We start from the raw sequence: 23,565 nt of genomic DNA on the forward strand, positions 1-23,565 counted from the left end.
TCTACGCGAAGCGATCGGTCGCCGCGACGATGCTCTCCGTCATGCCGGGATCGCGTGCATCGTGCCCGGCTTCGCCCACGACGATCAGTTCGCTGCCCGGCCAGTGTCGCTGGAGATTCCAGGGCGTGACGAGCGGACCGCCGATGTCGAGCCTGCCATGAATGAGGATGCCGGGAATGCCCGCGAGGCGGTTCGCGTTCCGCATCAGGACACCATCCTCAAGCCAAGCCCTGTTCCGCCAGTAATGGGTGACGAGCCGCGCGAAGCCTAACCGAAACGCTGGATCCTGGTATCGCGGGTGAGGCTTGTGGGCGGGATGCACGGCCACGATGGCCATTTCCCAATCGCACCAATCCTGCGCGGCCTTCTCGTGGATTGCGGCGTCCGGATGCATGAGGAGACGGTGATAGGCCTCGACCAAGCTTCCATCCGGGTACGGCTCGGGCACGCCAGCCCTGAATCGGCTCCAGGCCTCGGGGAAGAAGGCTCCGACACCTTGGGTGATCCACGCGATTTCCGAATCCGTCGTGGTCGCGATGCTGAACAGGGCCATCTCGGTCACGCGCTCGGGATATTCCTCTGCATAGGCGAGTGCCAGGGTCGAGCCCCACGAGCCGCCCAGCACCAGCCATCGCTCGATTCCGAGATGCTGCCGCAGGCGTTCGATATCGGCGACGAGATGAGGCGTGGTGTTGGTAGAGAGGTCGATGCCGGGATTGCTGGCATGCGGGGTGCTGCGCCCGCTCCCGCGCTGATCGAAGAGCACAATGCGGTAGGCGCCCGGGTCGAAATACCGCCGCGCATTTACCGTGCAGCCGGACCCTGGCCCTCCATGCAGCACCAGAGCAGGCTTCCCCGCAGGATTGCCGCAGGTTTCCCAATAAACGCGGTGACCGTCGCCCACATCGAGCATGCCGGAGTCATAGGGATCAATAGGAGAATAGAGGTCGGGCATGGGCCATGCTTACCATGCCGGCACCGCCATGCCAGGCATGATGCAAGGGTAATCACTGCGTCTTCCGCCTACCCCTTCCCCAAAGCCTGGGCGACGTCCTGGACCTGATCGCCGACGCGGCGGATGGTCTCCACCACCTGCGGGCGCGGGACGTTCCAGCGGTCGGACCAGTACTGGAGATCCCACGGCTCGAGGATGTTGATCCGGGTCGAGTCCTGCGGATGTCTCCTGCTGACGCCCATGCCTGCGTTCCCGGCCAATCCCAAGCGTGCCTTCGGTCCGACGCAACGGTTTCGGGTCCCATGGGCAGGTCAGATGGGAAGGACAAGCCGGATGTCAGCCCATGCCCGTGCATCAATTTGAGGCAGCGCCTATTCGGCCGCCTCGTGATGCCCGTGCGCGCTCGTGAACTGGAGGCGGGCGAGACGCGCGTAGAGGCCACCCTGGGCGAGAAGGGTCTCGTGGGTGCCCTCTTCGACGATCACGCCCTTGTCCATGACCAGGATACGGTCGGCAGACCGGACCGTGGCGAGGCGGTGGGCGATGACCAGGGTGGTGCGTCCTTCCATCAGCCGGTCGAGGGCCGTCTGGACCTTGCGCTCGCTCTCCGCGTCGAGCGCCGAGGTCGCTTCGTCGAGGAGCAGGATCGGGGCGTCCTTCAGGATCGCCCGGGCAATGGCCAGACGCTGGCGCTGGCCGCCCGAGAGGGTCACGCCGCGCTCGCCGATCATCGTCCGGTAGCCTTCCGGAAGAGCCTGGATGAAGCCGTCGGCGGAGGCGAGTTCGGCGGCGCGGAAAACCTCGTCCTCCGTGGCCTCGGGGCGGCCGTAGCGGATGTTGTCGAGGACGGAGGCGGCGAAGATCGTCGGCTCCTGCGGCACGAGGGCCATCCGGGCCCGCAGGGCGGCGGGATCGGCCTCGTGGACCGCGACCCCGTCGACCCGGATCGTGCCGCTCTGCGGATCGTAGAAGCGCAGCAGCAATTGCAGGATCGTGCTCTTGCCCGCCCCCGAAGGCCCGACGATGGCGACCCGCTCGCCGGATTTCACCGCAAAGCTCAGGCCGTGGATCGCGCGCTGGTCGGCGCGGGTCGGATAGGCGAAATGCACGTCCTCGAACGCGACGGTGCCGAGCGGCGGCTCCGGCAGGGGCTTCGGGTTCTGCGGCCTCTCGACGGCGGGCTTCGCCGCGAGGATCTCGCCGAGGCGCTCCGCCGCGCCGGCTGCCTGGGCAAGCTCGCCGTAGACCTCCGAGAGCTGGCCGAGGGAGCTTGCGGCGAAGACCGCATAGAGCACGAATTGCGACAGGCGCCCGCCCGTCATCTGCCCGGCCAGCACATCCTGCGCGCCGTACCAAAGGACGCCGACCACGCTGGCAGACACCAGGAAGATGCCGGCACCGGTCAGGAAGGCCCGCATTGTGGTGGAGAGCCTGGCCGCATCGAAGGCCTCCTCGGCGGCGGCCGTGAAGCGGGCGGCGGTGAGGCTTTCCATGCCGAAGGCCTGCATGGTCCGCACGGCCCCGATGGCCTCCGCCGCATAGGCCGATGCGTCGGCGAGCCGGTCCTGTGCCGCCCGCGAGCGCCGCCGCACGGCGCGCCCGGAGAAGACCAGGGGCAGGACGATGACCGGGATGGCGAGAAGAACGAGCGCCGAGAGCTTCGGGCTCGTGATGATCATCAGGGCGGTGGCGCCCAGGAAAAGGAAGAGATTGCGCAGGGCGATCGAGATGCTGACCCCGAAGGCCGCCTTGACCTGGGTGGTGTCGGCCGTGAGCCTGGAGACGATCTCGCCGCTCTTGGTCTGGTCGAAGAAGGCGGGATCGAGGGAGGTCAGGTGCCGGAATACGGCGGCGCGCAGATCGGCCACCACCCGCTCGCCGAGAGTGATGACGCAGTAATAGCGAAGGGCGCTGGCCAGGGCGAGGACGCCCACCACCACGACCAGGAGGGCGAAATAGGCGCCGATATAGGCGCGGCCCTCGTCCGAGAAGCCGAAATCGATGACCCGCCGCACCGCGATCGGCACGACGAGCGTGGCGCCGGAGGCTGCGGCGAGCGCCGCCAGCGCCGCCGCGATCCGTCCCTTATAGGCCAGGCCATAGGGGATGAGCGGCTTCAGGGCGCTGAGCGCAGCCTTGGGGCGGGTCTGCCCTTGGGAATGATCGGCCATGACACCTTGCGTTTTACGGAATCGCCACACGGGGCGGTTTAGCACCTTTGCCCCGGCTTGTTTCAAGGTCTTAAGTGAGGTATAGGCGCGCATTCATCAATTCAGGCTCGATCTCAACATTGCGGGCTGACCAGGTCTGGCTGGCCGCAACAAGGACTATGGCAATGGCGCGCAAAGAAACCGATCACCCCGATTACCACTTCATCAAAGTGGTCATGACCAACGGCACCGAGTACACGACCCGCTCGACCTACGGCAAAGAGGGCGACACCCTCAACCTCGACATCGATCCGAACACCCACCCGGCTTGGACCGGCGGTACGCAGCAGCTGCTCGATCGCGGCGGCCGCGTGTCGCGCTTCAACTCGAAGTTCGGTGGCTTGGGCCTCGGCGCGAAGAAGTAATCCGCGTCCCTCCGACCGGAATCGAAAAGCCCCGCTTCGGCGGGGCTTTTTCTTTGGCGGTTTTGTCCGAAGGCTGCTTCAGGCGGCCTCCCTGACAGGGGACTCGTCGGTCGCCTTCAGGGTGCGGACCTCGCGCAGGAGCTCCCGGTTCAGGAGTTCCAGCGAGCGCAGGCGCTGCTCCATCTCGTCGATGGTGCGGTTGCCCGTGTTCTGTAGCAGGAACACCATCAGGAAGGTGCAGATCGTGGTGCCGGTGTTGATCACGAGCTGCCACGTATCGGAGAACTGGAAGACGGGGCCGGAAATGGCCCAAACGGCCACGAGAAGGCAGGCCGCCATGAAGGCATAGGGGCTGCCCAGGTTGTCGGAAATCCACTCGGACAGGATTTCGAAACGGTTCGTGATGAACTTTTTCATGGAACTCTCCTCGCGACCAGCCGCCACGGGCCCGATCACAGGAGAGCTGAGCGATCAGTCTTCTGCGCGGACCCGAGACGGCATGGTCTTTCGACTGTCGCTTGACATGGGTTGCATATCCTTAGGTTGACGGCACAAGAGCGGCCGACACGTTAGGTGTAGTCCCTCAGGCAAGGGATTCAACCCTTCAAGGAGGCGTTAGTGCCGGGTGCGGCAACGTAGCCGATCCTCCCGCCTACTCTACCGCCCCGAAGGCCCGCTGCAGCATCCCGAGCTGGGCGGCGACCGGGTTCGATGCCGGGGGACGGGGAGCCTCCTCGGCCTCGGTGATGAGGCGCTCGAGATGCAGGATCCGGGCGTGAAGCCGGGTCGCGAGACCCATCAGCTCCCGCAGGCGGACGGGAAGCCCCTCATATTCCGCGATGGTGGTCGCAGTGTCCTGCGAGTTCAGGCGAACACGGTTCTTTTCCAGCTGCGCCTGATCGGCCGTGATCTCTCCTTCCGCAACGGCGCGCTGGAGCAGAAGCCATGACGCGACCTGCATGAGGCGGGTCGTGAGACGCATGCTCTCGCTGGCATAGACGAGGCTCGCCTGGCGCGGCAGGTGGCGGGATTCCTCCCGACCCGGGCCGTCGAGATAGGCAGCCGTTTCCTCGATGAGCTCCATGCCCTCCTGGAAGAGCGCCTTGAAGGCCTCGGACCCCACGAAGCTCTGCCCGAACCGGACAGGATCGACATCGAGCTGGATCACGTCGGGTTCGTTCACGCACATCTCCCAAAAAACTGCCTCCCGCTCCTTGCGGGCGGCAGGTACGAACTGTTGAGATGAGTATAGGACGGACTGATCGGGCTTGCCTCGGTAACCTCTTCTTAAGGTTAAGGCGGCGCCTCGTCGGGACAAGTGGGCCCGATTTCGCTTCCGAGAACGCGCTCGGCGAAGAGCGCCGCGTCGACTCCATAAAAATCGAGCCGCACGGAGCGGCTCTTGAAGTCTAACAGGGAAGCGTCGAACAGAGTGGGCTTCAAAGCCACTCGGCATCCAGGAAGGGTCCCGGATGCCTTTACGTCTATCCGGGAATGGTTAATGCGCCGTTAAGGACGTTCCTTTATTACAGCGGCGTTAGCCCTGCCCCAGCTTGAAGAAGGCGCTCGCCGCCGCGCGGGAGTTTTCCTTCCGGTCCCTCGCCTCCTTGATGCGGGCGATCTCCTGCTCCAGCACTTCGACGCGCTCGTCGAGTTCGTCGATGGAGAGCATCGAGAGATCCTGGCCGATCTCGTGCCCTTTCATGATCTGGCGCGGTTCATCGGCGAAGGGATCGAGGGCCATGGCATTCTCCTCTTCAACGGTTGGTCATTCGGTCAATCTGGCATGTATTCCTTGCCAACGAAGCCTATATCCCGGGAGATTGTTGACCAAAGGAGGGAAAAATGGGGCAGATCCCGGAGATGATGCGCGCCGTCATTGCCGAGGGAAGCGGAGGACCGGAGGTTCTCAAGGTGGTCCAGCGCCCCGTTCCCAAGCCCAAGGAGGGCGAAATCCTGGTGCGCGTGAAGGCCGCGGGCGTGAACCGCCCCGACGTGATCCAGCGCCAGGGCGGCTACCCGCCTCCTCCCGGGGCTCCCGATATCCTCGGGCTCGAAATCGCGGGCGAAGTGGCGGCCACGGGGCCGAACGCCGCCCGATTTTCGGTCGGCGAACCCGTCATGGCCCTGGTGCCGGGCGGAGGCTATGCGGACTATGCCGTGGTCCACGAGAGCAATGTCCTTCCTATCCCCCCGGGCCTCTCGTTCGAGGAGGCGGGCGCCATCCCGGAGACCTTTTTCACCGTCTGGACCAACGTGTTCGACCGGGGCCGCCTGCGATCGGGCGAGACGCTCCTGGTCCATGGGGGAACCTCCGGCATCGGCACCACGGCGATCCAGCTTGCCAAGGCGTTCGGCGCCACGGTCATCGCCACGGCCGGCAGCCGGGACAAATGCGATGCCTGCCTGCGCCTCGGCGCCGATGTGGCGATCAACTACCGGAACCAGGACTTCGTGACCGCCGCCAAGGAGGCCACGGGCGGCCGGGGCGTGGACGTGATCCTCGACATGGTCGGTGGCGACTACATTTCGCGCAATTACGAGGCGGCCGCCCAGGATGGCCGGATCGTGCAGATCGCCTTCCTCCAAGGCCCCAAGGCCGAGGTCGATTTCCGCCGCCTGATGGTCAAGCGCCTCACCCATACGGGTTCGACCCTGCGTCCGCGCTCACCGGCCGAAAAGGCCGACATCGCCGAGGCTCTCGAGGAGAAGGTCTGGCCGCTCCTGGCGCAGGGGCGGTGCAGGCCGGTCATGGATTCCACCTTCGCCTTCGAGGACGTGGCGAAGGCCCATGGCCGCATGGATGGAGGCGAGCATATCGGGAAGATCGTTCTCACCCTTTAAAATTTGCAACAGACCGGCACGATCCCTATAATCATCTCGTTTCCCTCACATCGTGAGACGAGATGCTCCGGTCCGGACCGGTTCGGAGCGCGAGAGAGTTTTGCCGTGCGGCGCCGACGATCCGGCGCCCGGCCTGAAGGAGGTTCACGTAGATGTCCCAGGGACCGTTGATGCCGAAGGCGACAGCCGTCTGGCTCGTCGAGAATACATCGCTGTCGTTCGACCAGATCGCCGATTTCTGCAAGCTGCACCCGCTCGAGGTGAAGGGCATCGCGGACGGCGAGGTCGCGGCCGGCATCAAGGGGCTCGACCCGGTGACCACGGGCCAGCTGACCCGCGAAGAGATCGAGAAGGCCCAGAAGGACCCGAACCATCATCTCCGGCTCGCCGAGTCGCGGGTGAAGCTGCCCGAGCAGAAGCGGGTCAAGAAGGGGCCGCGCTACACCCCCGTGTCCCGCCGCCATGACCGCCCGAACGCGATCCTCTGGCTCGTGCGCAACCATCCCGAACTGAAGGACGCGCAGATCATGCGTCTGGTGGGCACCACCAAGACGACGATCCAGCAGGTCCGCGAGCGCACCCACTGGAACTCGGCCAGCCTCTCGCCCATGGACCCGGTGACGCTGGGTCTGTGCTCGCAGATCGACCTCGACTTCGAGGTGCAGCGCGCCGCCAAGGACCGCCCGCATGTCGAGGCCCAGGACCATGGCGGCACCCTGATGCCGGCGGAGGTCTCCACGGCCCCCGAGCGGGTCGACCCCTTCGCCGACATGAGCCGCCCGAAGCCGGCCCAGGAAGAGAACATCGACGTCAACTCGGTCTTCGCCAAGCTCAAGCAGCTCAAGCGCGACGAGGACGAAGACGAGGAATAAGCTTCCTCAAGCACAAAGGCCCGGATCACTCCGGGCCTTTTTCTTTTCGGACGCCTATCCTTGCCGTTTCGGCTGCCTTCGGCGCGGCTTTGCCGGCCTGTTCCGGTTGAGCTCGAAGCTTGCCTTCGCACCGACGGCATCCGTTCGCGCTGCCTTGCGCAGATCCTTGGCCGCGCGATGGACCAGCGCTTTTTCATCGTCTCCAAGCGCTTGTGCCAGCATGGCTTCGAAACGGCCCTGCTCGTCCTCTTTCTCTTCCGCCATCCGTCAGACCTCCTACCCGGGCAATCCCCTCGCCCGCAGCGCGTCCCCGATCTCGGACAGAATCATGGGATCGTCGATGGTGGCGGGCGTCGACCAAGTGTCGCCGTCGGCAATCTTCTTCATGGTGCCGCGCAGGATCTTGCCGGAGCGGGTCTTGGGCAGGCGCGCGACGGTGATCGCGAGCTTGAAGGCGGCCACGGGGCCGATCCTGTCGCGCACCAGGGCCACGAGTTCGGCCTCGATGGTCTCCGGCGGCCGGTCGATGCCCGATTTGAGCACCACGAAGCCGCACGGCACCTCGCCCTTGAGCGCGTCCTTCACGCCGATCACGGCGCATTCCGCCACCGCCGGATGGGAGGCCAGCACCTCCTCCATGCCGCCTGTGGACAGGCGATGGCCCGCGACGTTGATGATGTCGTCGGTCCGGCCCATGACCCAGATATAGCCGTCCTCGTCGAGATAGCCCGCATCCGAGGTGTTGTAGTAGCCGGGATAGACCGAGAGATAGGATTCCCGGAACCGCTCGTCCGCCTGCCACAGGGTCGGCAGGGCGCCGGGCGGCAGGGGCAGCTTGATGACGATCGCCCCCATCGTGTTGGGAGCGACGGGCTTGCCGCCCTCGTCGAGCACTTCGAGGACGTATCCAGGCATCGGCACCGTGGGCGAGCCGTGCTTGACGGGCAGCGCACCCAGGCCCAGGGGGTTGCCCGCGACGGGCCAGCCGGTCTCCGTCTGCCACCAGTGGTCGATCACCGGCACCTGCAGGATGTCCTCGGCCCATTTGACCGTGTCGGGATCGGCCCGCTCGCCCGCCAGGAACAGGGCGCGGAACGAGGAGAGGTCGTATTTCCGCAGGAGCTCAGCCTTCGGATCCTCCTTCTTGATGGCGCGGAAGGCCGTGGGCGCGGTGAACAGGGTCACGACCCCGTGGTCGGAGATCACCCGCCAATAGGCGCCCGCATCGGGCGTTCCCACCGGCTTGCCCTCGTAGAGAACGGCCGTGCAGCCGTGCAGCAGCGGCCCGTAGACGATGTAGGAATGGCCGACCACCCAGCCCACGTCGGACGCGGCCCAGAACACCTCGCCGGGCTTCACGCCGAAGAAATGCTCCATGGACCATTTGAGCGCGACCATGTGGCCGCCGTTGTCGCGCACCACGCCCTTGGGGATGCCGGTCGTGCCGGAGGTGTAGAGGACGTAGAGCGGATCAGTGGCCGCCACCGGAACGCATTCCGCCCTGCGGTCCTCGACCTTCGCTTCAGCGACGGCGTCCGCCCAATCCCGGTCGCGGCCCTCAACAAGGGCGCAGGCGAGCTGCGGCCGCTGGAACACGAGACAGGCCTCCGGCTTGAAGGAGGAGAGCGCGATCGCCTCGTCCAGCAATGGCTTGTAGGGGATGACGCGAGCGCCCTCGATGCCGCAGGAGGCGGAGAGAATGACCTTCGGCTTCGCGTCGTCGATGCGGGTCGCCAGCTCCTTGGCGGCAAAGCCGCCGAAGACCACCGAATGGATCGCCCCGATCCGGGCGCAGGCCAGCATGGCGAAGCTCGTCTCCGGGATCATCGGCATGTAGATGACGACGCGATCTCCCTTCGTGACGCCCATGTCCTGCAGCACGGCCGCGAGCGTCGCCACCTCGTCCCGCAATTCCGCGTAGGTAATGCTACGCTTCGTCCCGGTGACCGGGCTGTCGTAGATGATCGCCGCCTGGCCGCCTCGAGTTGCCACGTGGCGGTCGACGGCGTTGTAGCAGGTGTTGCACTCGGCCCCGACGAACCAGCGGCCGTAGATGCCGGCGTCGCGGTCGAACACCGTCTCGGCCGGTCTGATCCAATCGATCTCCCGCGCTGCCCGTTCCCAGAAGCCGGCCGGATCGGCCATCCAGCCGGCATAGACCTCATGATAGCGGCTCTGGGTGGATGGCATGGCGTTCCCCCTTGCGTTCTCTGCATGAGACTTCAAGCGCCTGCTGTGGTAGCAGGCCTCTAAGCCGTGGTCAGGGGCGACTTTCGGTGAGTCGACTTTCGGCGAGCGTTGTCGTGATTACCGATCCTCTCTTCTATGCCGCCGCCGTTCCTGCAGTGATCCTGCTCGGACTGGCCAAGGGCGGATTTTCGGGCCTTGGCGCCCTCTCGCTGCCTCTGATGGCCCTGGTGGTTTCGCCCGTGCAGGCAGCCGCCATCACCTTGCCGATCCTGATCGTGCAGGACGTGGTGTCGGTCTGGGCCTATCGGCACACCTGGGACCGCCGCAACGTGGTGATCATGCTCCTGGGGGCCATCTCGGGGATTGTGACGGGTTATCTCCTGGCCGCCCAGGTGTCCGATGCGGCCGTCAAGCTGGCCGTCGGAGTGATATCCGTAGCCTTCGCCGTTCGCCGCATGATCGTGGAGCGCCGCGCAACGCCGCCGAAGCCTGCTCCGGCCGACGTGCCGCGCGGTATCTTCTGGGGCTGGGTCACGGGTTTCACCAGCATGGTCGCCCACGCGGGCGGGCCGCCCTTCCAGATCTACGTCATGCCCCAGCGTCTTCCGCGGGACATCTTCGTCGGCACGGGGGCCATCCTCTTCGCGCTGATCAACTGGATCAAGGTGCCGCCCTATCTGGCGCTCGGGCAGTTCACGGCCGAGAACATGACGACGGCGGGCGCCCTCTTCCCGGTGGCGATCGCGTCCACCTGGGCCGGCGTCCTGCTCGTGCGGCGCGTCTCGGGGCAGGCGTTCTATACGGCGGTCTACGTCCTGCTGATCCTCGTCGGCGCCAAGCTCATCTATGACGGCGCGTTGGCGTATCTGTAGGACACCCACGAAAAAGCCGCCGCTCCTTGGGGAAGCGACGGCTTCTTCGGTTTGGAAATATTGAGGGATTGGGTGGCTAGTGCACCACCGATTCGGACGTTCTTAGCCTTGTGATCTCGTCCTTGAGCTGAAGCTTCTTCCGCTTGAGCTCTGCCAGCCTCATGTCATCCGCCGACGGTCTGTTGAGGGTATCCTGGATTTCGCGCTCGAGGGCCCGATGCTTCCGTTCCAGTTCCGTCAGGTGATTCTGCAGCGGCATGTCAGTTCCTCCTATTCGATCTACTGACGGGGAACATTGTGGCAGACAGAGTGTGGCGAGTCGAAGGCGAAATTCAAAGATTCGAGAGTAGAAGATGCTCCAGCTATCTTGCTCTCCAAGGGGCCCGAGAGCATACTTCCGCCCCATCGTGGCCCGGCTGCCGAAACAGCCTGGCATCTAGCGCATCGTGCGGAAAAGTGGGCCCGGTTTCCGTAGCCTGCGATGCGCCGCTTAAGGGATTGAGCATCGGATCGATCCCAAAAGTGGAATCCACTTTTGGGTCCGAGGTTCTAGGTATTTTCAATGATCGACTTGGCTGAACTGGAAGCGGAATTGGCCCGTCTGAAGCAGGAGCACCGAGATCTCGACATGGCCATCGACGCCCTGGAGAGCATGGTCGCCGGGGACCAGCTCCAGGTCCAGCGCCTGAAGAAGCGCAAGCTTGCCCTGAAAGATCAGATCATCCGGCTCGAAGATCAGCTGACCCCCGACATCATTGCCTGAGAATCATAGTCCTTTTCGGGAACGCCCTTGCCTGCCCGAGACGGCTTCGCTATTCCCGCTGGACAAGTTAAGGCCCTGAAGCCGGAGCCACACCATGGCGCGTCCCCCTATTGCCATCATCATGGGCAGCCAGTCCGACTGGGCCACCATGCGCCACGCGGCCGAGACGCTCGATGCCCTGGGCGTTCCTTATGACACCCGCATCGTCTCCGCGCACCGCACGCCGGACCGGCTCGTGGCCTTCGCCAAGGGAGCCAGGGCGGAAGGCTTTCAGGTCATCATCGCGGGAGCCGGAGGAGCCGCCCACCTGCCCGGCATGACCGCCGCTATGACCCCCCTGCCCGTCTTCGGCGTGCCGGTGGAATCGAAGGCTCTCTCCGGCCAGGACAGTCTGCTCTCCATCGTACAGATGCCTGCCGGCATTCCGGTGGGCACGCTCGCGATCGGGCGCGCGGGCGCGGTGAATGCCGCCCTGCTCGCGGCCGCCGTTCTGGCCCTGCACGATCCCGCCCTCAGCCAGCGCCTCGATGAATGGCGGAAGCGCCAGAGCGAGAGCGTGGCCGAGCGCCCCTCCAACGAAGGCTGAAAGAAACCCATGATCCGTCCCGGCTGCACCCTCGGCATTCTCGGCGGCGGCCAGCTCGGCCGCATGATCGCCATGGCGGCGGCGCAGCTCGGCCTGAAAACCCATATCTACGCGCCGGAGGAGAACAGCCCGGCCTTCGAGGTAGCGACCGAGTACACCATCGCGGCCTATGAAGACGAGGCGAACCTGGTGCGCTTCGCCAAGGCCGTGGATGTGGTGACCTACGAGTTCGAGAACGTGCCGAGCGAGACGGCCGCGATCCTGAGCTCCCACGCGCTGCTCGCCCCCAACGCGCAGGCCTTGGCCGTGTCGCAGGACCGGTTTCTCGAAAAGAGCTTCATCGCAGGCCTCGAAATCGCGGTCGCGCCTTTCGCACCCGTGTCCAGCGAAGCCGAGCTGGCGGAGGCCGTCGAACGCATCGGCCGGCCCGCCGTGCTCAAGACCCGCCGCTTCGGCTACGACGGCAAGGGACAGGTGAAGATCACGTCCGATACCGATCCCGTCGCGGCCTGGGAGGAGATCGGACGCGCCGCCTCCATCCTGGAGGGCTTCGTGCCCTTCGAGCGGGAAGTCTCCGTGGTGGCCGCCCGCACCGCTGCGGGCGCGTTCGCGGCCTATGACCTGTGCGCCAACGAGCATCGCAATCACATCCTGGACACCACCCGGGTGCCGGCCGGGGTCTCGCCGCAAACGGAGGAGCAGGCCTTCCGCATCGCCCGCTCCATTGCGGAAGCCCTGGACTACGTGGGCGTGCTCGCGGTCGAACTGTTTCTGGTCACCGAGGACGGCTCCGAGCGCCTCGTGGTGAACGAGATCGCCCCTCGGGTGCACAATTCCGGCCATTGGACGCACGGCGGCGCCACGACCTCGCAGTTCGAGCAGCATGTGAGGGCGGTCTGCGGCTGGCCCCTGGGCGACGCCGCCCGCCTCGGCCGGGTCGAGATGAAGAACCTGATCGGGCACGATGCGGATGCCTGGGAGGAAATCCTGGCCGAGCCGGGAGCACATCTGCACCTCTACGGCAAGACCGAAGCCCGCGCGGGCCGCAAGATGGGACACGTCACCCGGGTAGTCCCGGAACGGGGCTGAACCTTTCCGGATCGGGGCCGTTGAACTCCTGGGCCGGCGCTTTTCTTGAGAAGCAACCCTGGACAGGCAAGGCTTCTTCTGGTATCGACGCCGACCAGATAGAGGTGCGCATGACGCGCCTCATTGTTTTTTTGTCACAATCGAAACGGTTCAAAAACGAGGAATTCGCGTGCAGGTTCTTGTCCGGGATAACAACGTCGATCAGGCGCTCCGCGCTCTCAAGAAGAAGATGCAGCGTGAGGGCATCTTCCGCGAGATGAAGCTCCGCGGTCACTACGAGAAGCCGTCTGAGAAGAAGGCCCGCGAGAAGGCTGAGGCCGTTCGCCGCGCTCGCAAGCTGATCCGCAAGCGCATGCAGCGCGAAGGCCTGCTGCCTTCGAAGCCCCGTCCGACCCGCTAAGCTCTCCGAGCAGGTCTGAAAAGGCCTAGCCGATCGGTTGTGAACCAGCGCCCTTCGCGAAAGCGGGGCGCTGTTTGCATGTCTGGGGTACGTCTTTCCAGAGCAGTAGCGAACTAAGTTGCAATTCCTATTGCGTTGTGGCCTTTTTGATGCCTTGTTTCGCGGCTGTTAAGGATTTCCCGCCAGAGTGCCGCTTCCTGGTACTGTGAGTAAATAAGCTGGAGACGAACGTGTTCGCCCCATCGATTCGCCGTTTTGCCCCCCTGAGCCTGACCGTCGTCGCCCTCGGCCTGTCCGCCTGCAGCACCGTGGGCGGAGGTCCTACCCAGCGCATCGCCGTGGTGGAGGAAGACACGCAGGGCACGAGCACGGTCAACATCTCCTCCCTGTCGGACGTGATTCAGCGCAACCCGAACGACCCGAGCGCCTACAACACCCGCGGCGCCGCCTATGCCCGCGTGGGCAATTACAGCAGCGCCATCGCGGACTTCACCAAGGCGGTGCAGCTCGACCCGAATTACGCGCCGGCCTATACCAACCGCGCGCTCGCGCTGCGGCAGACGAGCCGTAACGACCAGGCGCTCTCCGACTTCACGCGCTCGATCCAGGCGGATCCGAATTACGGCCCGGCCTATATCGGCCGCGCCAACCTCTACCGCGCCCAGAACCAGTATCAGGAAGCGCTCGCCGACCTGAACATGGCGACCCGCCTGCTGCCCGAATCGGCCGAAGCGCTCCATTCGCGCGGCCTGCTCTACCAGCGCCAGGGCATGCACCAGCAGGCGATCCTGGACTTCGACGCCACCATCGACCGCAATCCCTTCGTGGGCGCTCCCTACGCGGCCCGCGGCCAGAGCTTCGTGGCGACGAACCAGTTCGATAAGGCCATCGAGGACTTCAACGCGGCCCTCAACGTCGACAACAAGGACGCCAATTCCTGGGCGTGGCGCGGCGTGGCCCTCGAGCGCAAGGGCGACCGGAGCCAGGCCCTTGAGAGTTATCAGCGCGCGCTGGCCCTCGACAGCAGCAACAGCGTCGCCCGCCAGGGCAGCTCCAAGCTCCAGGGCGGCGTCGCGGGCCTGTTCCGCTCGTAAGAGCTTCCGGAGGGAGGCGGCATGAACCCCGCCGCTCCCCTGCGCACCATCGCCGATATAGAGCATCTTCTCGAAGCTCATGCGGACCTGCATGCGCTTCTTTCGCATGTGGACAGCCTCGGGCTTCCCGATGGCTGGATCGGCGCCGGCTTCATCCGTAATGCCGTCTGGGATGTGCTGCACGGGCGTGCCATCGACATCTCCCGTCTCAATGACGTGGACGTGGTTTTCCTGGACCCTGCCGATGTGAGCAAGGAACGGAACGCGATTCTCGAAGCCCGGCTCCGAAGCCTTGCTCCGGACGTGACTTGGCAGGTGAGAAACCAGGCACGCATGCACCAGCCCAACGGGGACGCGCCTTACCGGAGCACATGCGACGCAATTGCCTGCTGGCCGGAGACCGCCACTGCGATCGCGGCGCGATCGGTCGATGGGAAAATCGAGGTGATGGCGCCGCACGGAATCCAGGATCCTCTGAACCTGATCGTGAGACCGACGCCGGCCTTTGCGCACAAGATGGCCGTCTATCGCGAGCGAGTTGCGAGCAAGGACTGGCCCGCCCGCTGGCCTGGGTTGAATGTGATCACGACCTGGGACGAGGCCTATCCCGATCCTCAGAGTTCCTTCGACAGGATCGAAACGTAAGGCTCGAAGCCAAAGGCGCGGTAGGTGCGCTCGGCCCGCTCATTGGCCGCGAGAACGCCGATGAAGAGGCGCTTGAGCCCTGCCTCCCGGGTCAGGCGCTCGGCTTCCTTCAGGAACATCTGGCCGATCCCGCGCCCGCGCCAGTCGCCGTGCACGATCAGGTCCGTCACCGTGCCGTGATTGCGGAAACCGTCGGCCACATAGGCGGCATCCTGGTCGAGCGAGAAGCCCATGGCGCCGACAGTCACCCCGTCCGCCACCGCCAGGACGATCCGGCCGTTGCGTCGGGACAGGCGCTGAATCAGCTCGTCGTAATATTCCGCCGCAGCCCCATAGTCCCGCCGCCGGTCGCCCACGAGATCGGCCTCGAAGACATTGAGCTGGTGGATCAGCTCGATGACGGCATCCCGGTCGGCCGGGAGGGCGGTGCGAAGGGTGATGGGAGCCATGGAATGTTTCCAGACAAAAGACGGCTCCTTAAATCAGTTTTTCGCCAGGACGTCATGCCCACTCTTGTCACGACCGTCTCCGGACGTGATCCGGCATCAGTCCCGGCCATCCCGATCCGGCGAACCGCCGCGCTTCAATCAAACGGGATCAGCGGCGCAAGGCCGGTGACGACGAAGGTCGAGAAACGAAATGCCCGGCGCGAGGCCGGGCATGAAACGCTCGATGATCGACGGATCAGAGATTCTTCAGGATCTCGTCCACGACCTTCTTGGCATCGCCGAAGAGCATCATGGTGTTGTCGCGGAAGAACAGCTCGTTCTCGACGCCGGCATAGCCGGAGCCCATGCCTCGCTTGATGAACAACACGGTCTTGGCGCGCTCCACGTCGAGGATCGGCATGCCGAAGATCGGCGAGGACGGATCGGTCTTGGCGGCCGGGTTCGTTACGTCATTGGCGCCGATGACGAAGGCGACGTCGGCCTGCGCGAACTCGCCGTTGATGTCCTCGAGCTCGAACACCTCATCGTAGGGAACGTTGGCTTCCGCCAGCAGCACGTTCATGTGGCCGGGCATGCGGCCCGCCACCGGGTGGATGGCGTACTTCACCTCGACGCCTTCGGATTTCAGCTCGTCGGCCATCTCGCGAAGCGCATGCTGCGCCTGAGCGACCGCCATGCCGTAGCCCGGCACGATGATGACCTTGGCGGCGTTCTTCATGATGAAGGCAGCGTCGTCCGCCGAGCCCTGCTTGACGGGCCGTGTCTCGACCGCGCCGCTCGCGGCGGCGGCCGTCTCGCCGCCGAAGCCGCCGAGGATCACCGAGATGAAGGAACGGTTCATGCCCTTGCACATGATGTAGGACAGGATCGCGCCCGAGGAGCCGACCAGCGCACCCGTGATGATGAGCGCGAGGTTGCCAAGGGTGAAGCCGATGCCCGCCGCCGCCCAGCCGGAATAGGAGTTGAGCATGGACACGACCACCGGCATGTCGGCGCCGCCGATGGGGATGATCAGCGTCACGCCGAGCACGAAGGAGACCAGCACGATCAGCCAGAAGGCCGCGTGGCTCTCGGTGCGGATGAAGACGACGAGCAGAACCAGCAGCAGAACGCCGAGGGCGATGTTGATCAGGTGCCGGCTCGGCAGCAGGATCGGCTTGCCAGACATGCGGCCGTCGAGCTTCAGGAACGCGATCACGGAGCCGGTGAAGGTGATGGCCCCGATGGCGACGCCCAGGGCCATCTCGAACAGCGAGCCGCCATGGATGGTGCCGACCGAGCCGATGCCGAAGGCCTGCGGGGCGTAGAGGGCGCCCGCCGCGACCAGCACGGCCGCGAGGCCCACCAGGGAGTGGAAGGCTGCGACCAGCTGCGGCATCGCCGTCATCGGCACCCGCCGGGCGACCACGGCGCCGATGCCGCCGCCGATGGCCAACCCCAGGATCACAAGCGCCCAGCCGCCGAACCCGCTCGGCGGGGAGACGAACAGGGTGGTGAGGATCGCGATCCCCATGCCGACCATGCCGTAGAGGTTGCCCTGCCGGGAGGTGGTGGGGTGAGACAGGCCGCGCAGCGCCAGGATGAACAGGACGCCGGAGACGAGGTAGAGGATCGAGGCTAGATTGGCCGACATCGCCTCACCCCTTCTTGCGGTACATGGCAAGCATGCGCTGGGTCACCAGGAAGCCGCCGAAGATGTTGATGCTGGCAAGAACGAGGCCGATGAAGCCGAGCGCCCGGGCCCAGATCGGCCCGTCGCCGAGGCTAGGGGCCACATTGACGCCCACCGCCAGCAGCGCGCCGACTACGATCACCGACGAGATGGCGTTGGTGACCGACATCAGCGGCGTATGCAGCGCCGGGGTCACCGACCAGACCACGTAGTAGCCGACGAAGATCGCCAGCACGAAAATCGCGAGGCGGAACACGGTCGGATCGACGGCCCCGTGGGTCACCACGGCGGCGGCGTTGCCGGCGGCCTCGGCCACCTGGTCGGCGATGGTCTGAGCCGCCTCGGCCGAGCGGCGGGCAGCCTCTGCCGCCGCTCGGGCCTGCTCGACGGCCTGTTCGGGCGTAAGCGTTGCCATGGTGTCCTCCCCTGGACGGTTTAAGCGGTCGGCTGGAAGGCGGTGTGGACGATGGCGCCGTCGCGGGTCAGGCAGGTGGCCTTGACCAGCTCGTCGTCCCACTTCACGGCCAGAGCCTTGGTTTCCTTGTCCACCAGCGTCTCGACGAAGGCGTAGAGGTTCTTCGCGTACAGGCTGGAAGCGCTGGCGGCGAGGCGTCCGGGCACGTTGAGGTGGCCCACGATCTTCACGCCGTTATGGTCCACCACCTGGCCGGCCTGAGCCAGCTCGCAATTGCCGCCGCGCTCCACCGCCAGATCGACGATGACCGAGCCGGGCTTCATGGATTCGACCATGGCGCGGGAGACGAGCTTCGGCGCCGGGCGGCCGGGAATGAGCGCCGTGGTGATGACGATGTCCTGCTTGGCGATGTGGGAGGCGACCAGCTCGGCCTGCTTGGCCTTGTAGGCGTCCGACATTTCCTTGGCGTAGCCGCCGGCGGTCTCGGCCTGCTTGAACTCGTCGTCCTCGACCGCGATGAACTTGGCGCCGAGGCTTTCCACCTGTTCCTTGGCGGCGGGGCGCACGTCGGTGGCGGTCACGACCGCGCCGAGGCGGCGGGCGGTGGCGATGGCCTGGAGACCGGCGACGCCCGCGCCCATGACGAAGACGCGCGCCGCCGGCACGGTGCCGGCCGCCGTCATCATCATCGGCATGGCGCGGCCGTATTCGGCGGAACCGTCGATGACGGCCCGGTAGCCGGCGAGATTGGCCTGGGAGGACAGGACGTCCATGACCTGCGCGCGGGTGATGCGGGGCATCAGCTCCATGGCGAAGGCGGAGACCCGCGCGTCGGCCAGGGCCTTGAGCGCGGCGTCCTGGCCGTAGGGGTCCATGATGGCGATGACGAGGGCGCCAGGCTTGACGCCCGTCAGCTCGCCCTCGGCAGGGCGGCGGACCTTGAGGACGACATCGGCATCCTTCAGGGCGTCCTGGGCCGTCGCGGCGATCGAAGCGCCCGCGGCCTCGAACTCGGCATCGGGAATGCCGGCCTTGGTGCCGGCCCCGGCCTGGACGACGACATCCGCGCCGAGGCTTTTGTATTTCTTGACCGTTTCAGGGGTGGCGGAAACACGCGTCTCCGCTCCATCGGTTTCGGAGAGAACGGCGATCCGCATGTAGGCCCCCCTGGATGTGGTCAACGGCTTGAAATCAAGCTCTTATCTCGTCTGCATGTCTCGAAAAGGCTCACCGACGCTCAATAGAGGATGAGCGCCAGAACGAGGAGGATTCCGACGGCCGCCGGAGCCCGCACGCCCACGGAGGGAGCCATCGCGCCGATGCCGCCCGCGACGAGCGAGAGGATTACGCCGAAGATCGCCGTGAGCCAGGCATGCTTGATGCCGCCGACGGCCAGCGCAAGCACATGGCAGATGATGACGGCGGTGGCGATTTCGGCAAACTGGACAAATCCGTGATAGGTCGCCTCGTGAGCGCGGCCGTCCATATCCGGACTATAGCCCCCGTGCGGCGCATGTTTTGTATCGGCCATGATTCAAAGCCCTGTTCAGCGTCACTAGTTAACTGCTGCGTTTAGCGCATGCCGTAAGGAGCCGCAATCTTTCGAATGGCTCCAAACGAAAACTTTATGAATGTTTTGCCGGTTCATAGGATCCCCAGGAACTCGCGCCACCGGGGCAGGCTGACGGTCTCGTAATCATATTTCTCAATGGCGATCCGGCGAGCCTCCGCGGCTAGGGCGGCGGACTTCTCCTTGTCCGTCAGCGTCTCGCGCACGCGCTCCGCCAGCGCTTTCTCGTCGAAGAAGGGGAAGAGCCGTCCGTTGACCCCGTCCTGGATGATCTCGCGGACCGGCTCCGTATCCGAGGCCACGATCCGGCATTCCAGCGCCATGGCCTCGATGGAGGACCAGGAGAGCACGAAAGGATAGGTCATGTAGACATGGGCCGAGGAGACCTGCAGGACCCTGGCGAACTGGTCGTATGGCAGGTTTCCGACGAAATGGACCCGGGACCAGTCCACCGGCCGCTCGATTCGGGATTTGAAGACGTCGAACCATGTCTGGCCCTTCGGTGCGGAGCCGGAATAGCTCGTTCCCCGGCCGCCGATCACGACCACGCGAAGCTCGGGATCGATGTCGAGCAGGTAGGGCAGGCTCTTGAAGACCACGTGAGCGCCGCGCATGGGCTCGATGTTGCGGGTCACGTAGGTGACGACGGGCTTCTCGCGCGTGAGCTGCGGCCCGCCCTCGCCGAGCTGGATCCTGACGTTAGGATCGGGCTGAAGCCTCTGGGTGTCGATCCCGTCATGGATGATGGCAAGACGGTCCCGCAGATAGGTCGGGAAAGTGTCCCGCTGGTAGCGGGTCGGCGCCACGGCCGCATCGGCGGCATCGAGGGCGCCGAGCTGCATGGAGTTCTTCAGGCGCAGGCGCCAGATCACCTCCTCGTCCGTGACCGGGAACTCGGGATCGAAATCGAGATCCTGTCCCTTGGCATGGTAGTAATATTCGAAATAGGCGATGTGTCGGGCCTTGGGCCAGACGTCCTTCAGAAACAGGTTCTCGCCCCAGCCCGTATTGACCACCACCACGTCCGGCTCGAACCCCTGTTCGGCGAGAGCCTTGGCCTTGTGGGCGACGCCATAGGCCCGGCGCAGGCGCGGGATGACCGGGGAGTAGCGGTTCTGATAGGGCGCATCCTCCGGACCGGGGACCGCATCGTAGGAAAAGTACTTCACCCCCGGGATGGAGCATTGCTTGACCATTCCCAGCCCCACGACCTCATGCCCCTCGGCCACGAAGGTTCTGGCCAGACGAAGGAACTGACCCGGGAAGTTCTGGTGAACGAAAGCGATTTTCATGAGCTGCCTCTAACGTACCGTCATGCGTAAGGCTTAACGGCAAAAGATGCAACCTCATTACATAGGATTTGGTAAACCGGAAGCGGCCAGGGCCTCTTTCTGCTTCTGCTCAAGGTTCTCCAGCGAAAAGCGCTCGATCTCGTTCTCGAACAGCCGGTGGTAGTTCAGCTCGGCCTTCAGGTGCAGGAAGACCGCGCCCAAGCCCACGGCGGCCCGGTCCATGAACACGAACTCGCGCGGGACGGTGACCGGCCCCTTCTCCTTCAGGGCCTTGTGAACCTCGAAGGCCTGGCGGCGGCCGTATTCGCCGGGCTTCACGCCGTCGGCCACGGTGCGGATCCGGTCGTCGAGGAGCGGGGCGTAGATGAAGCGGGCCCAGATGTTGAGAATGTCGATCAGCTCGTTCGAGAGGCTCTTGAACCCCCAGGTCTCGTAGGCATGGACCACGCGGGCGCGGTCGTCGGTCTGGAGCCCACGATAGAGATCGACCACGCCGCCGACGAACCGGGGATGGAAGATGCGGATGCAGCCGTAATCGAGGAGGTTGATCCCCCGCGCCTCTCCGCCTTCGGAGAAGACCGTGTAATTGCCGAGATGCGGATCGCCGTGGATGACGGCCGCATGGCTGAAGGGATGCCACCAGGCCTTGAACATGGCGACCGCCAGCCGGTTGCGGATCTCGACCGGCGCTTCGGTGAACCCGAGGATCTTCTCGCCCTCGAGCCATTCGAGGGACAGGAGGCGCTTGGTCGAGATCTCCGGATGGACGCGCGGCACCCGGACCTCCCCCACGTCGGCGAGGGTCCGGGCATAGAGCGCCGCGTGCTTCGCCTCCCGCTCGTAATCGAGTTCCTCGCGCACTCGCTCGCCGATCTCCTTGGCGATCTCGCGCGTGTCGATGGCGGGATCCATGCGGCGATGGAGGGCAAAGACGAGTTCGAGCTGGCTCAGATCCGCCTCCACGGCGGATTGCATGTCGGGATATTGGAGCTTGCAGGCGAGCTTCTCGCCCTCCTTCGTGGTCGCCCGATGGACCTGACCGAGGGATGCAGCCGCCGCCGGGGTGAGGTCAAAGGAGCCGAACCGGCTCTGCCACTGGGGACCCAGCTCCGCCTGCATGCGCCGTTTCACGAAGGCCGCCCCCATGGGCGGCGCCTCGCTCTGGAGCTTCTGCAGCTCTGCGGCATATTCGGGCGGGATGAGGTCCGGGATGGTGGCGAGCAGCTGCGCCACCTTCATGATCGGCCCCTTGAGCCCGCCGAGCGCCTGGGCCAGCACCGCCGCGTTGGATGCGTCGCGCGCATCGCCCCCGAACAGCCGTGAGCCGGCCATGCGGGCCGCGACTCCGCCCATATTGGCGCCCACACGGGCGTAACGGGCGGCACGCGCGGAGAAGCGGTTCGCTTCGCGATCGGAATCGGACATCAGGCCGCCTGCTCCATGGCTTCGAGCTCCCCGATCAGGCGTTCGATCATCGACAGGCCGATCTGCCAGAAGGCGGGATCGCCGGCGTCGAGACCGAAGGGGGCGAGCAGCTCCGAGTAATGCTTGGTGCCGCCGGCCGAAAGCAGCGCGAAATAGCGGTCAACGAAGCCTTCATTGGAGCGCTCGTACACGCCGTAGAGCGAGTTCACGAGGCAGTCGCCGAAGGCATAGGCGTAGACGTAGAACGGCGAGTGGATGAAGTGCGGAATGTAGGTCCAGAAGCTCTCGTAACCCGGGCCGAGACGGATCGCCGGGCCTAAGGATTCGTCCTGTACCGACATCCAGAGATCGCACAGCTGGTCGGCGGTGAGCTCGCCGTTGCGGCGCTCCAGATGGACCTTGCGCTCGAACGAATAGAACGCGATCTGGCGCACCACCGTGTTGAGCATGTCCTCGACCTTGGCCGCGAGCATCGCCTTGCGCTGCACCGGATCTTTCGTCTGGTCGAGCAGGCGGCGGAAGGTGAGCATCTCGCCGAAGACTGACGCCGTCTCGGCGAGCGTCAGGGGCGTCGGCGCCATGAGCGCGCCGTTGGGGCCGGCCATGACCTGATGCACCCCGTGGCCCAGCTCGTGGGCGAGCGTCATCACGTCCCTGGGCTTGCCCTGGTAGTTCAGGAGCACATAGGGATGAGCCGAAGGCACCGTCGGGTGGGCGAAAGCCCCGGGGGCCTTGCCCGGACGGGTCGGCGCATCGATCCATTGCTCGTCGAAGAAGCGCCTGGCGATATCGGCCATGCGCGGCGAGAAATCGGAATAGGCCGCGAGAACCGTATCCCTGGCCTCGTTCCACGAAATGGTGCGCTGCTCGACCTTCGGCAGGGGCGCGTTGCGGTCCCAATGATCGAGCTTGTCCTTGCCGAACCACTTGGCCTTGAGAGCATAGTAGCGATGGGACAGGCGCGGATAGGCCTCGCGCACGGCCGAGACCATCGCCTCGACGACCTCGCGCTCGACCCGGTTGGCCAGATGGCGGGAATCGGCCACATCCTCGAAACCGCGCCAGCGGTCGGAGATTTCCTTGTCCTTGGCGAGCGTGTTGGTGATGAGCGTGAAGGTGCGCAGGTTCGCCTTGAAGGTCTTCGCCAAAGCATCCGACGCATCCTTGCGCACGCTCTCGTCCGGATCCTGCAGCTTGTTCAGAGTCGGCTCGATGGGCAGCTCCTCGCCGCGCACCGTGAAGCGCAAGGATGCGATGGTCTCGTCGAACAGGCGGTTCCAGGCCGAGCGGCCGGTCACCGACTTCTCGTGGAAGAGCTGCTCGATCTTGTCCTCGAGCTGAAAGGGCTTGTCCTTGCGCAGGTCCTCGATCCAGGGCTTGTAATGGGCGAGCGGCTGCTCGCCCATGGCCTTGTCGAGAACCGCGTCCTCGATGCGGTTGAGTTCGAGCGCGAAGAAGAGCAGTTCCGTCGAGGCGGTCGTCAGGCGTTCCTGGGTGTCGCCGTAGAACTTCGCCCGGACCGGATCGGTCGTGTCGCCGGAATAGATGAGGCCCGCATAGGACATGAGGCGGCCGAGAAGATCTTCGAGCGCCTCGTAGCGCTTCACCACCTCGTTCAGCCTCTCGGACGCCTTATCGCCCCGGACCATCGCATCGAGCTTACCGCGATAAGCCTCGGCGAAGGCCTTGCACTCCGCTTCCGCCTTGGCGAGATCCCGCTTGAATGCCTCGCTGTCCATGCCGGGATAGAGATGGGACAGGTTCCATTCGGGCAGCGACCCGAGATCGGCCTGAGCGGCGCCGGCGGCGGATGGAAGGTGCGCGGGGGAGATTGTCTGAAAGGTCACGGACGACTGC

28 protein-coding genes are annotated in these 23,565 nt (G+C 65.2%); 10 read left to right on the top strand and 18 right to left on the bottom strand.

Annotated elements, in window-relative coordinates:
* Position 1: 1 nt before the first annotated feature.
* The 3 genes from pip to U0023_RS05100 form a co-directional block, all read right to left on the bottom strand.
* A complete protein-coding gene (pip, locus tag U0023_RS05090) occupies positions 2–955 on the bottom strand; it encodes a prolyl aminopeptidase (RefSeq protein WP_009763417.1) in 954 nt (317 codons plus the stop codon).
* 68 nt (positions 956–1,023) lie between these two features.
* Positions 1,024–1,197, bottom strand: a complete 174-nt coding sequence (locus U0023_RS05095; RefSeq protein WP_009763416.1) for a DUF3606 domain-containing protein — start codon at positions 1,195–1,197, stop codon at positions 1,024–1,026.
* A 129-nt stretch (positions 1,198–1,326) separates the two neighbouring features.
* On the bottom strand, positions 1,327–3,126 hold the full coding sequence (locus U0023_RS05100; RefSeq protein ID WP_040638686.1) for an ABC transporter transmembrane domain-containing protein: 1,800 nt from the start codon (positions 3,124–3,126) through the stop codon (positions 1,327–1,329).
* A 164-nt stretch (positions 3,127–3,290) separates the two neighbouring features.
* Here U0023_RS05100 and rpmE point away from each other — a divergent pair, with 164 nt between their 5' ends.
* The gene (gene rpmE, locus U0023_RS05105; protein ID WP_009763414.1) at positions 3,291–3,530 is read left to right on the top strand and encodes a 50S ribosomal protein L31; all 240 of its coding nucleotides are present in this window, start codon (positions 3,291–3,293) and stop codon (positions 3,528–3,530) included.
* A gap of 78 nt (positions 3,531–3,608) precedes the next feature.
* On the opposite strand, the gene U0023_RS05110 is transcribed toward rpmE, so the two are convergent.
* The 4 genes from U0023_RS05110 to U0023_RS05125 all read right to left on the bottom strand — a co-directional run bounded on the left by U0023_RS05110 (position 3,609) and on the right by U0023_RS05125 (position 5,274).
* Positions 3,609–3,947 carry a low affinity iron permease family protein gene (locus tag U0023_RS05110; protein ID WP_009763413.1) on the bottom strand — a complete coding sequence of 113 codons (339 nt, stop codon included), beginning with the start codon at positions 3,945–3,947 and terminating at the stop codon, positions 3,609–3,611.
* A gap of 235 nt (positions 3,948–4,182) precedes the next feature.
* Positions 4,183–4,713: a protease adaptor protein RcdA gene (gene rcdA / locus U0023_RS05115; RefSeq protein ID WP_009763412.1), complete on the bottom strand. Its 531-nt coding sequence runs from the start codon at positions 4,711–4,713 to the stop codon at positions 4,183–4,185.
* A gap of 110 nt (positions 4,714–4,823) precedes the next feature.
* Positions 4,824–4,979: a hypothetical protein gene (locus tag U0023_RS05120; RefSeq protein WP_154661133.1), complete on the bottom strand. Its 156-nt coding sequence runs from the start codon at positions 4,977–4,979 to the stop codon at positions 4,824–4,826.
* Positions 4,980–5,067: 88 nt separating this feature from the next.
* A complete protein-coding gene (locus tag U0023_RS05125; RefSeq protein WP_009763411.1) occupies positions 5,068–5,274 on the bottom strand; it encodes a DUF1192 domain-containing protein in 207 nt (68 codons plus the stop codon).
* A gap of 101 nt (positions 5,275–5,375) precedes the next feature.
* Here U0023_RS05125 and U0023_RS05130 point away from each other — a divergent pair, with 101 nt between their 5' ends.
* A complete protein-coding gene (locus tag U0023_RS05130) occupies positions 5,376–6,374 on the top strand; it encodes an NAD(P)H-quinone oxidoreductase (RefSeq protein WP_009763410.1) in 999 nt (332 codons plus the stop codon).
* Positions 6,375–6,526: 152 nt separating this feature from the next.
* Positions 6,527–7,246: a DUF1013 domain-containing protein gene (locus tag U0023_RS05135; RefSeq protein WP_009763409.1), complete on the top strand. Its 720-nt coding sequence runs from the start codon at positions 6,527–6,529 to the stop codon at positions 7,244–7,246.
* A gap of 54 nt (positions 7,247–7,300) precedes the next feature.
* Here the strand turns inward: U0023_RS05135 and U0023_RS05140 are convergent, their stop codons facing one another.
* Entirely contained in the window at positions 7,301–7,510 is a 210-nt protein-coding gene (locus U0023_RS05140; protein ID WP_009763408.1) for a hypothetical protein, read from the bottom strand.
* Positions 7,511–7,522: 12 nt separating this feature from the next.
* Positions 7,523–9,436: a propionyl-CoA synthetase gene (locus U0023_RS05145; RefSeq protein WP_009763407.1), complete on the bottom strand. Its 1,914-nt coding sequence runs from the start codon at positions 9,434–9,436 to the stop codon at positions 7,523–7,525.
* Positions 9,437–9,549: 113 nt separating this feature from the next.
* Between U0023_RS05145 and U0023_RS05150 the strand changes: the two genes are divergently transcribed.
* On the top strand, positions 9,550–10,308 hold the full coding sequence (locus U0023_RS05150; protein WP_009763406.1) for a sulfite exporter TauE/SafE family protein: 759 nt from the start codon (positions 9,550–9,552) through the stop codon (positions 10,306–10,308).
* A gap of 76 nt (positions 10,309–10,384) precedes the next feature.
* Here the strand turns inward: U0023_RS05150 and U0023_RS05155 are convergent, their stop codons facing one another.
* Positions 10,385–10,567 carry a YdcH family protein gene (locus tag U0023_RS05155; protein WP_009763405.1) on the bottom strand — a complete coding sequence of 61 codons (183 nt, stop codon included), beginning with the start codon at positions 10,565–10,567 and terminating at the stop codon, positions 10,385–10,387.
* 303 nt (positions 10,568–10,870) lie between these two features.
* Between U0023_RS05155 and U0023_RS05160 the strand changes: the two genes are divergently transcribed.
* The 6 genes from U0023_RS05160 to U0023_RS05185 all read left to right on the top strand — a co-directional run bounded on the left by U0023_RS05160 (position 10,871) and on the right by U0023_RS05185 (position 14,885).
* Positions 10,871–11,071, top strand: a complete 201-nt coding sequence (locus tag U0023_RS05160; protein WP_009763404.1) for a YdcH family protein — start codon at positions 10,871–10,873, stop codon at positions 11,069–11,071.
* 94 nt (positions 11,072–11,165) lie between these two features.
* On the top strand, positions 11,166–11,657 hold the full coding sequence (gene purE, locus U0023_RS05165) for a 5-(carboxyamino)imidazole ribonucleotide mutase (RefSeq protein ID WP_009763403.1): 492 nt from the start codon (positions 11,166–11,168) through the stop codon (positions 11,655–11,657).
* Between the two features lie 9 nt (positions 11,658–11,666).
* Positions 11,667–12,746 carry a 5-(carboxyamino)imidazole ribonucleotide synthase gene (locus U0023_RS05170; protein WP_009763402.1) on the top strand — a complete coding sequence of 360 codons (1,080 nt, stop codon included), beginning with the start codon at positions 11,667–11,669 and terminating at the stop codon, positions 12,744–12,746.
* Positions 12,747–12,915: 169 nt separating this feature from the next.
* Positions 12,916–13,146, top strand: coding sequence for a 30S ribosomal protein S21 (rpsU, locus tag U0023_RS05175; RefSeq protein WP_009763401.1), 231 nt, complete (start codon positions 12,916–12,918; stop codon positions 13,144–13,146).
* A gap of 230 nt (positions 13,147–13,376) precedes the next feature.
* Entirely contained in the window at positions 13,377–14,240 is an 864-nt protein-coding gene (locus U0023_RS05180; protein WP_009763400.1) for a tetratricopeptide repeat protein, read from the top strand.
* Between the two features lie 21 nt (positions 14,241–14,261).
* Positions 14,262–14,885, top strand: coding sequence for a nucleotidyltransferase family protein (locus U0023_RS05185; protein WP_009763399.1), 624 nt, complete (start codon positions 14,262–14,264; stop codon positions 14,883–14,885).
* Here U0023_RS05185 and U0023_RS05190 read toward each other — a convergent pair.
* The 8 genes from U0023_RS05190 to U0023_RS05225 form a co-directional block, all read right to left on the bottom strand.
* Positions 14,855–15,334 (bottom strand): GNAT family N-acetyltransferase, encoded by a 480-nt coding sequence (locus tag U0023_RS05190; protein ID WP_009763398.1) that lies wholly within the window; start codon positions 15,332–15,334, stop codon positions 14,855–14,857. The two genes, U0023_RS05185 and U0023_RS05190, sit on opposite strands and share 31 nt — an antisense overlap.
* Before the next feature lie 235 nt (positions 15,335–15,569).
* A complete protein-coding gene (locus tag U0023_RS05195; protein WP_009763397.1) occupies positions 15,570–16,967 on the bottom strand; it encodes an NAD(P)(+) transhydrogenase (Re/Si-specific) subunit beta in 1,398 nt (465 codons plus the stop codon).
* Positions 16,968–16,971: 4 nt separating this feature from the next.
* Positions 16,972–17,421 (bottom strand): proton-translocating transhydrogenase family protein, encoded by a 450-nt coding sequence (locus U0023_RS05200; protein WP_009763396.1) that lies wholly within the window; start codon positions 17,419–17,421, stop codon positions 16,972–16,974.
* A 20-nt stretch (positions 17,422–17,441) separates the two neighbouring features.
* Positions 17,442–18,578 (bottom strand): Re/Si-specific NAD(P)(+) transhydrogenase subunit alpha, encoded by a 1,137-nt coding sequence (locus U0023_RS05205; protein WP_009763395.1) that lies wholly within the window; start codon positions 18,576–18,578, stop codon positions 17,442–17,444.
* 80 nt (positions 18,579–18,658) lie between these two features.
* Positions 18,659–18,952, bottom strand: a complete 294-nt coding sequence (locus U0023_RS05210; RefSeq protein WP_009763394.1) for an aa3-type cytochrome c oxidase subunit IV — start codon at positions 18,950–18,952, stop codon at positions 18,659–18,661.
* A 113-nt stretch (positions 18,953–19,065) separates the two neighbouring features.
* The gene (locus tag U0023_RS05215; RefSeq protein ID WP_009763393.1) at positions 19,066–20,283 is read right to left on the bottom strand and encodes a glycosyltransferase; all 1,218 of its coding nucleotides are present in this window, start codon (positions 20,281–20,283) and stop codon (positions 19,066–19,068) included.
* 57 nt (positions 20,284–20,340) lie between these two features.
* Complete coding sequence (locus tag U0023_RS05220) at positions 20,341–21,708, bottom strand: ABC1 kinase family protein (RefSeq protein WP_009763392.1); 1,368 nt, start codon at positions 21,706–21,708, stop codon at positions 20,341–20,343.
* A complete protein-coding gene (locus tag U0023_RS05225) occupies positions 21,708–23,555 on the bottom strand; it encodes a M3 family oligoendopeptidase (RefSeq protein WP_009763391.1) in 1,848 nt (615 codons plus the stop codon). The genes U0023_RS05220 and U0023_RS05225 overlap by 1 nt, the downstream gene beginning before the upstream one ends.
* Positions 23,556–23,565: the final 10 nt, after the last annotated feature.

The sequence above is a fragment of the Microvirga lotononidis genome, from assembly GCF_034627025.1.
Taxonomy (GTDB): domain Bacteria; phylum Pseudomonadota; class Alphaproteobacteria; order Rhizobiales; family Beijerinckiaceae; genus Microvirga; species Microvirga lotononidis.

Bases quoted from the DNA above. Each gene is read 5' to 3' on its own strand.
- pip (WP_009763417.1), bottom strand. From the start codon at position 955: ATGCCCGACCTCTATTCTCCTATTGATCCCTATGACTCCGGCATGCTC.
- U0023_RS05095 (WP_009763416.1), bottom strand. From the start codon at position 1,197: ATGGGCGTCAGCAGGAGACATCCGCAGGACTCGACCCGGATCAACATC.
- U0023_RS05100 (WP_040638686.1), bottom strand. From the start codon at position 3,126: ATGGCCGATCATTCCCAAGGGCAGACCCGCCCCAAGGCTGCGCTCAGC.
- rpmE (WP_009763414.1), top strand. From the start codon at position 3,291: ATGGCGCGCAAAGAAACCGATCACCCCGATTACCACTTCATCAAAGTG.
- U0023_RS05110 (WP_009763413.1), bottom strand. From the start codon at position 3,947: ATGAAAAAGTTCATCACGAACCGTTTCGAAATCCTGTCCGAGTGGATT.
- U0023_RS05125 (WP_009763411.1), bottom strand. From the start codon at position 5,274: ATGGCCCTCGATCCCTTCGCCGATGAACCGCGCCAGATCATGAAAGGG.
- U0023_RS05130 (WP_009763410.1), top strand. From the start codon at position 5,376: ATGGGGCAGATCCCGGAGATGATGCGCGCCGTCATTGCCGAGGGAAGC.
- U0023_RS05135 (WP_009763409.1), top strand. From the start codon at position 6,527: ATGTCCCAGGGACCGTTGATGCCGAAGGCGACAGCCGTCTGGCTCGTC.
- U0023_RS05140 (WP_009763408.1), bottom strand. From the start codon at position 7,510: ATGGCGGAAGAGAAAGAGGACGAGCAGGGCCGTTTCGAAGCCATGCTG.
- U0023_RS05145 (WP_009763407.1), bottom strand. From the start codon at position 9,436: ATGCCATCCACCCAGAGCCGCTATCATGAGGTCTATGCCGGCTGGATG.
- U0023_RS05155 (WP_009763405.1), bottom strand. From the start codon at position 10,567: ATGCCGCTGCAGAATCACCTGACGGAACTGGAACGGAAGCATCGGGCC.
- U0023_RS05160 (WP_009763404.1), top strand. From the start codon at position 10,871: ATGATCGACTTGGCTGAACTGGAAGCGGAATTGGCCCGTCTGAAGCAG.
- purE (WP_009763403.1), top strand. From the start codon at position 11,166: ATGGCGCGTCCCCCTATTGCCATCATCATGGGCAGCCAGTCCGACTGG.
- U0023_RS05170 (WP_009763402.1), top strand. From the start codon at position 11,667: ATGATCCGTCCCGGCTGCACCCTCGGCATTCTCGGCGGCGGCCAGCTC.
- U0023_RS05185 (WP_009763399.1), top strand. From the start codon at position 14,262: ATGAACCCCGCCGCTCCCCTGCGCACCATCGCCGATATAGAGCATCTT.
- U0023_RS05190 (WP_009763398.1), bottom strand. From the start codon at position 15,334: ATGGCTCCCATCACCCTTCGCACCGCCCTCCCGGCCGACCGGGATGCC.
- U0023_RS05195 (WP_009763397.1), bottom strand. From the start codon at position 16,967: ATGTCGGCCAATCTAGCCTCGATCCTCTACCTCGTCTCCGGCGTCCTG.
- U0023_RS05200 (WP_009763396.1), bottom strand. From the start codon at position 17,421: ATGGCAACGCTTACGCCCGAACAGGCCGTCGAGCAGGCCCGAGCGGCG.
- U0023_RS05205 (WP_009763395.1), bottom strand. From the start codon at position 18,578: ATGCGGATCGCCGTTCTCTCCGAAACCGATGGAGCGGAGACGCGTGTT.
- U0023_RS05210 (WP_009763394.1), bottom strand. From the start codon at position 18,952: ATGGCCGATACAAAACATGCGCCGCACGGGGGCTATAGTCCGGATATG.
- U0023_RS05215 (WP_009763393.1), bottom strand. From the start codon at position 20,283: ATGAAAATCGCTTTCGTTCACCAGAACTTCCCGGGTCAGTTCCTTCGT.
- U0023_RS05220 (WP_009763392.1), bottom strand. From the start codon at position 21,708: ATGTCCGATTCCGATCGCGAAGCGAACCGCTTCTCCGCGCGTGCCGCC.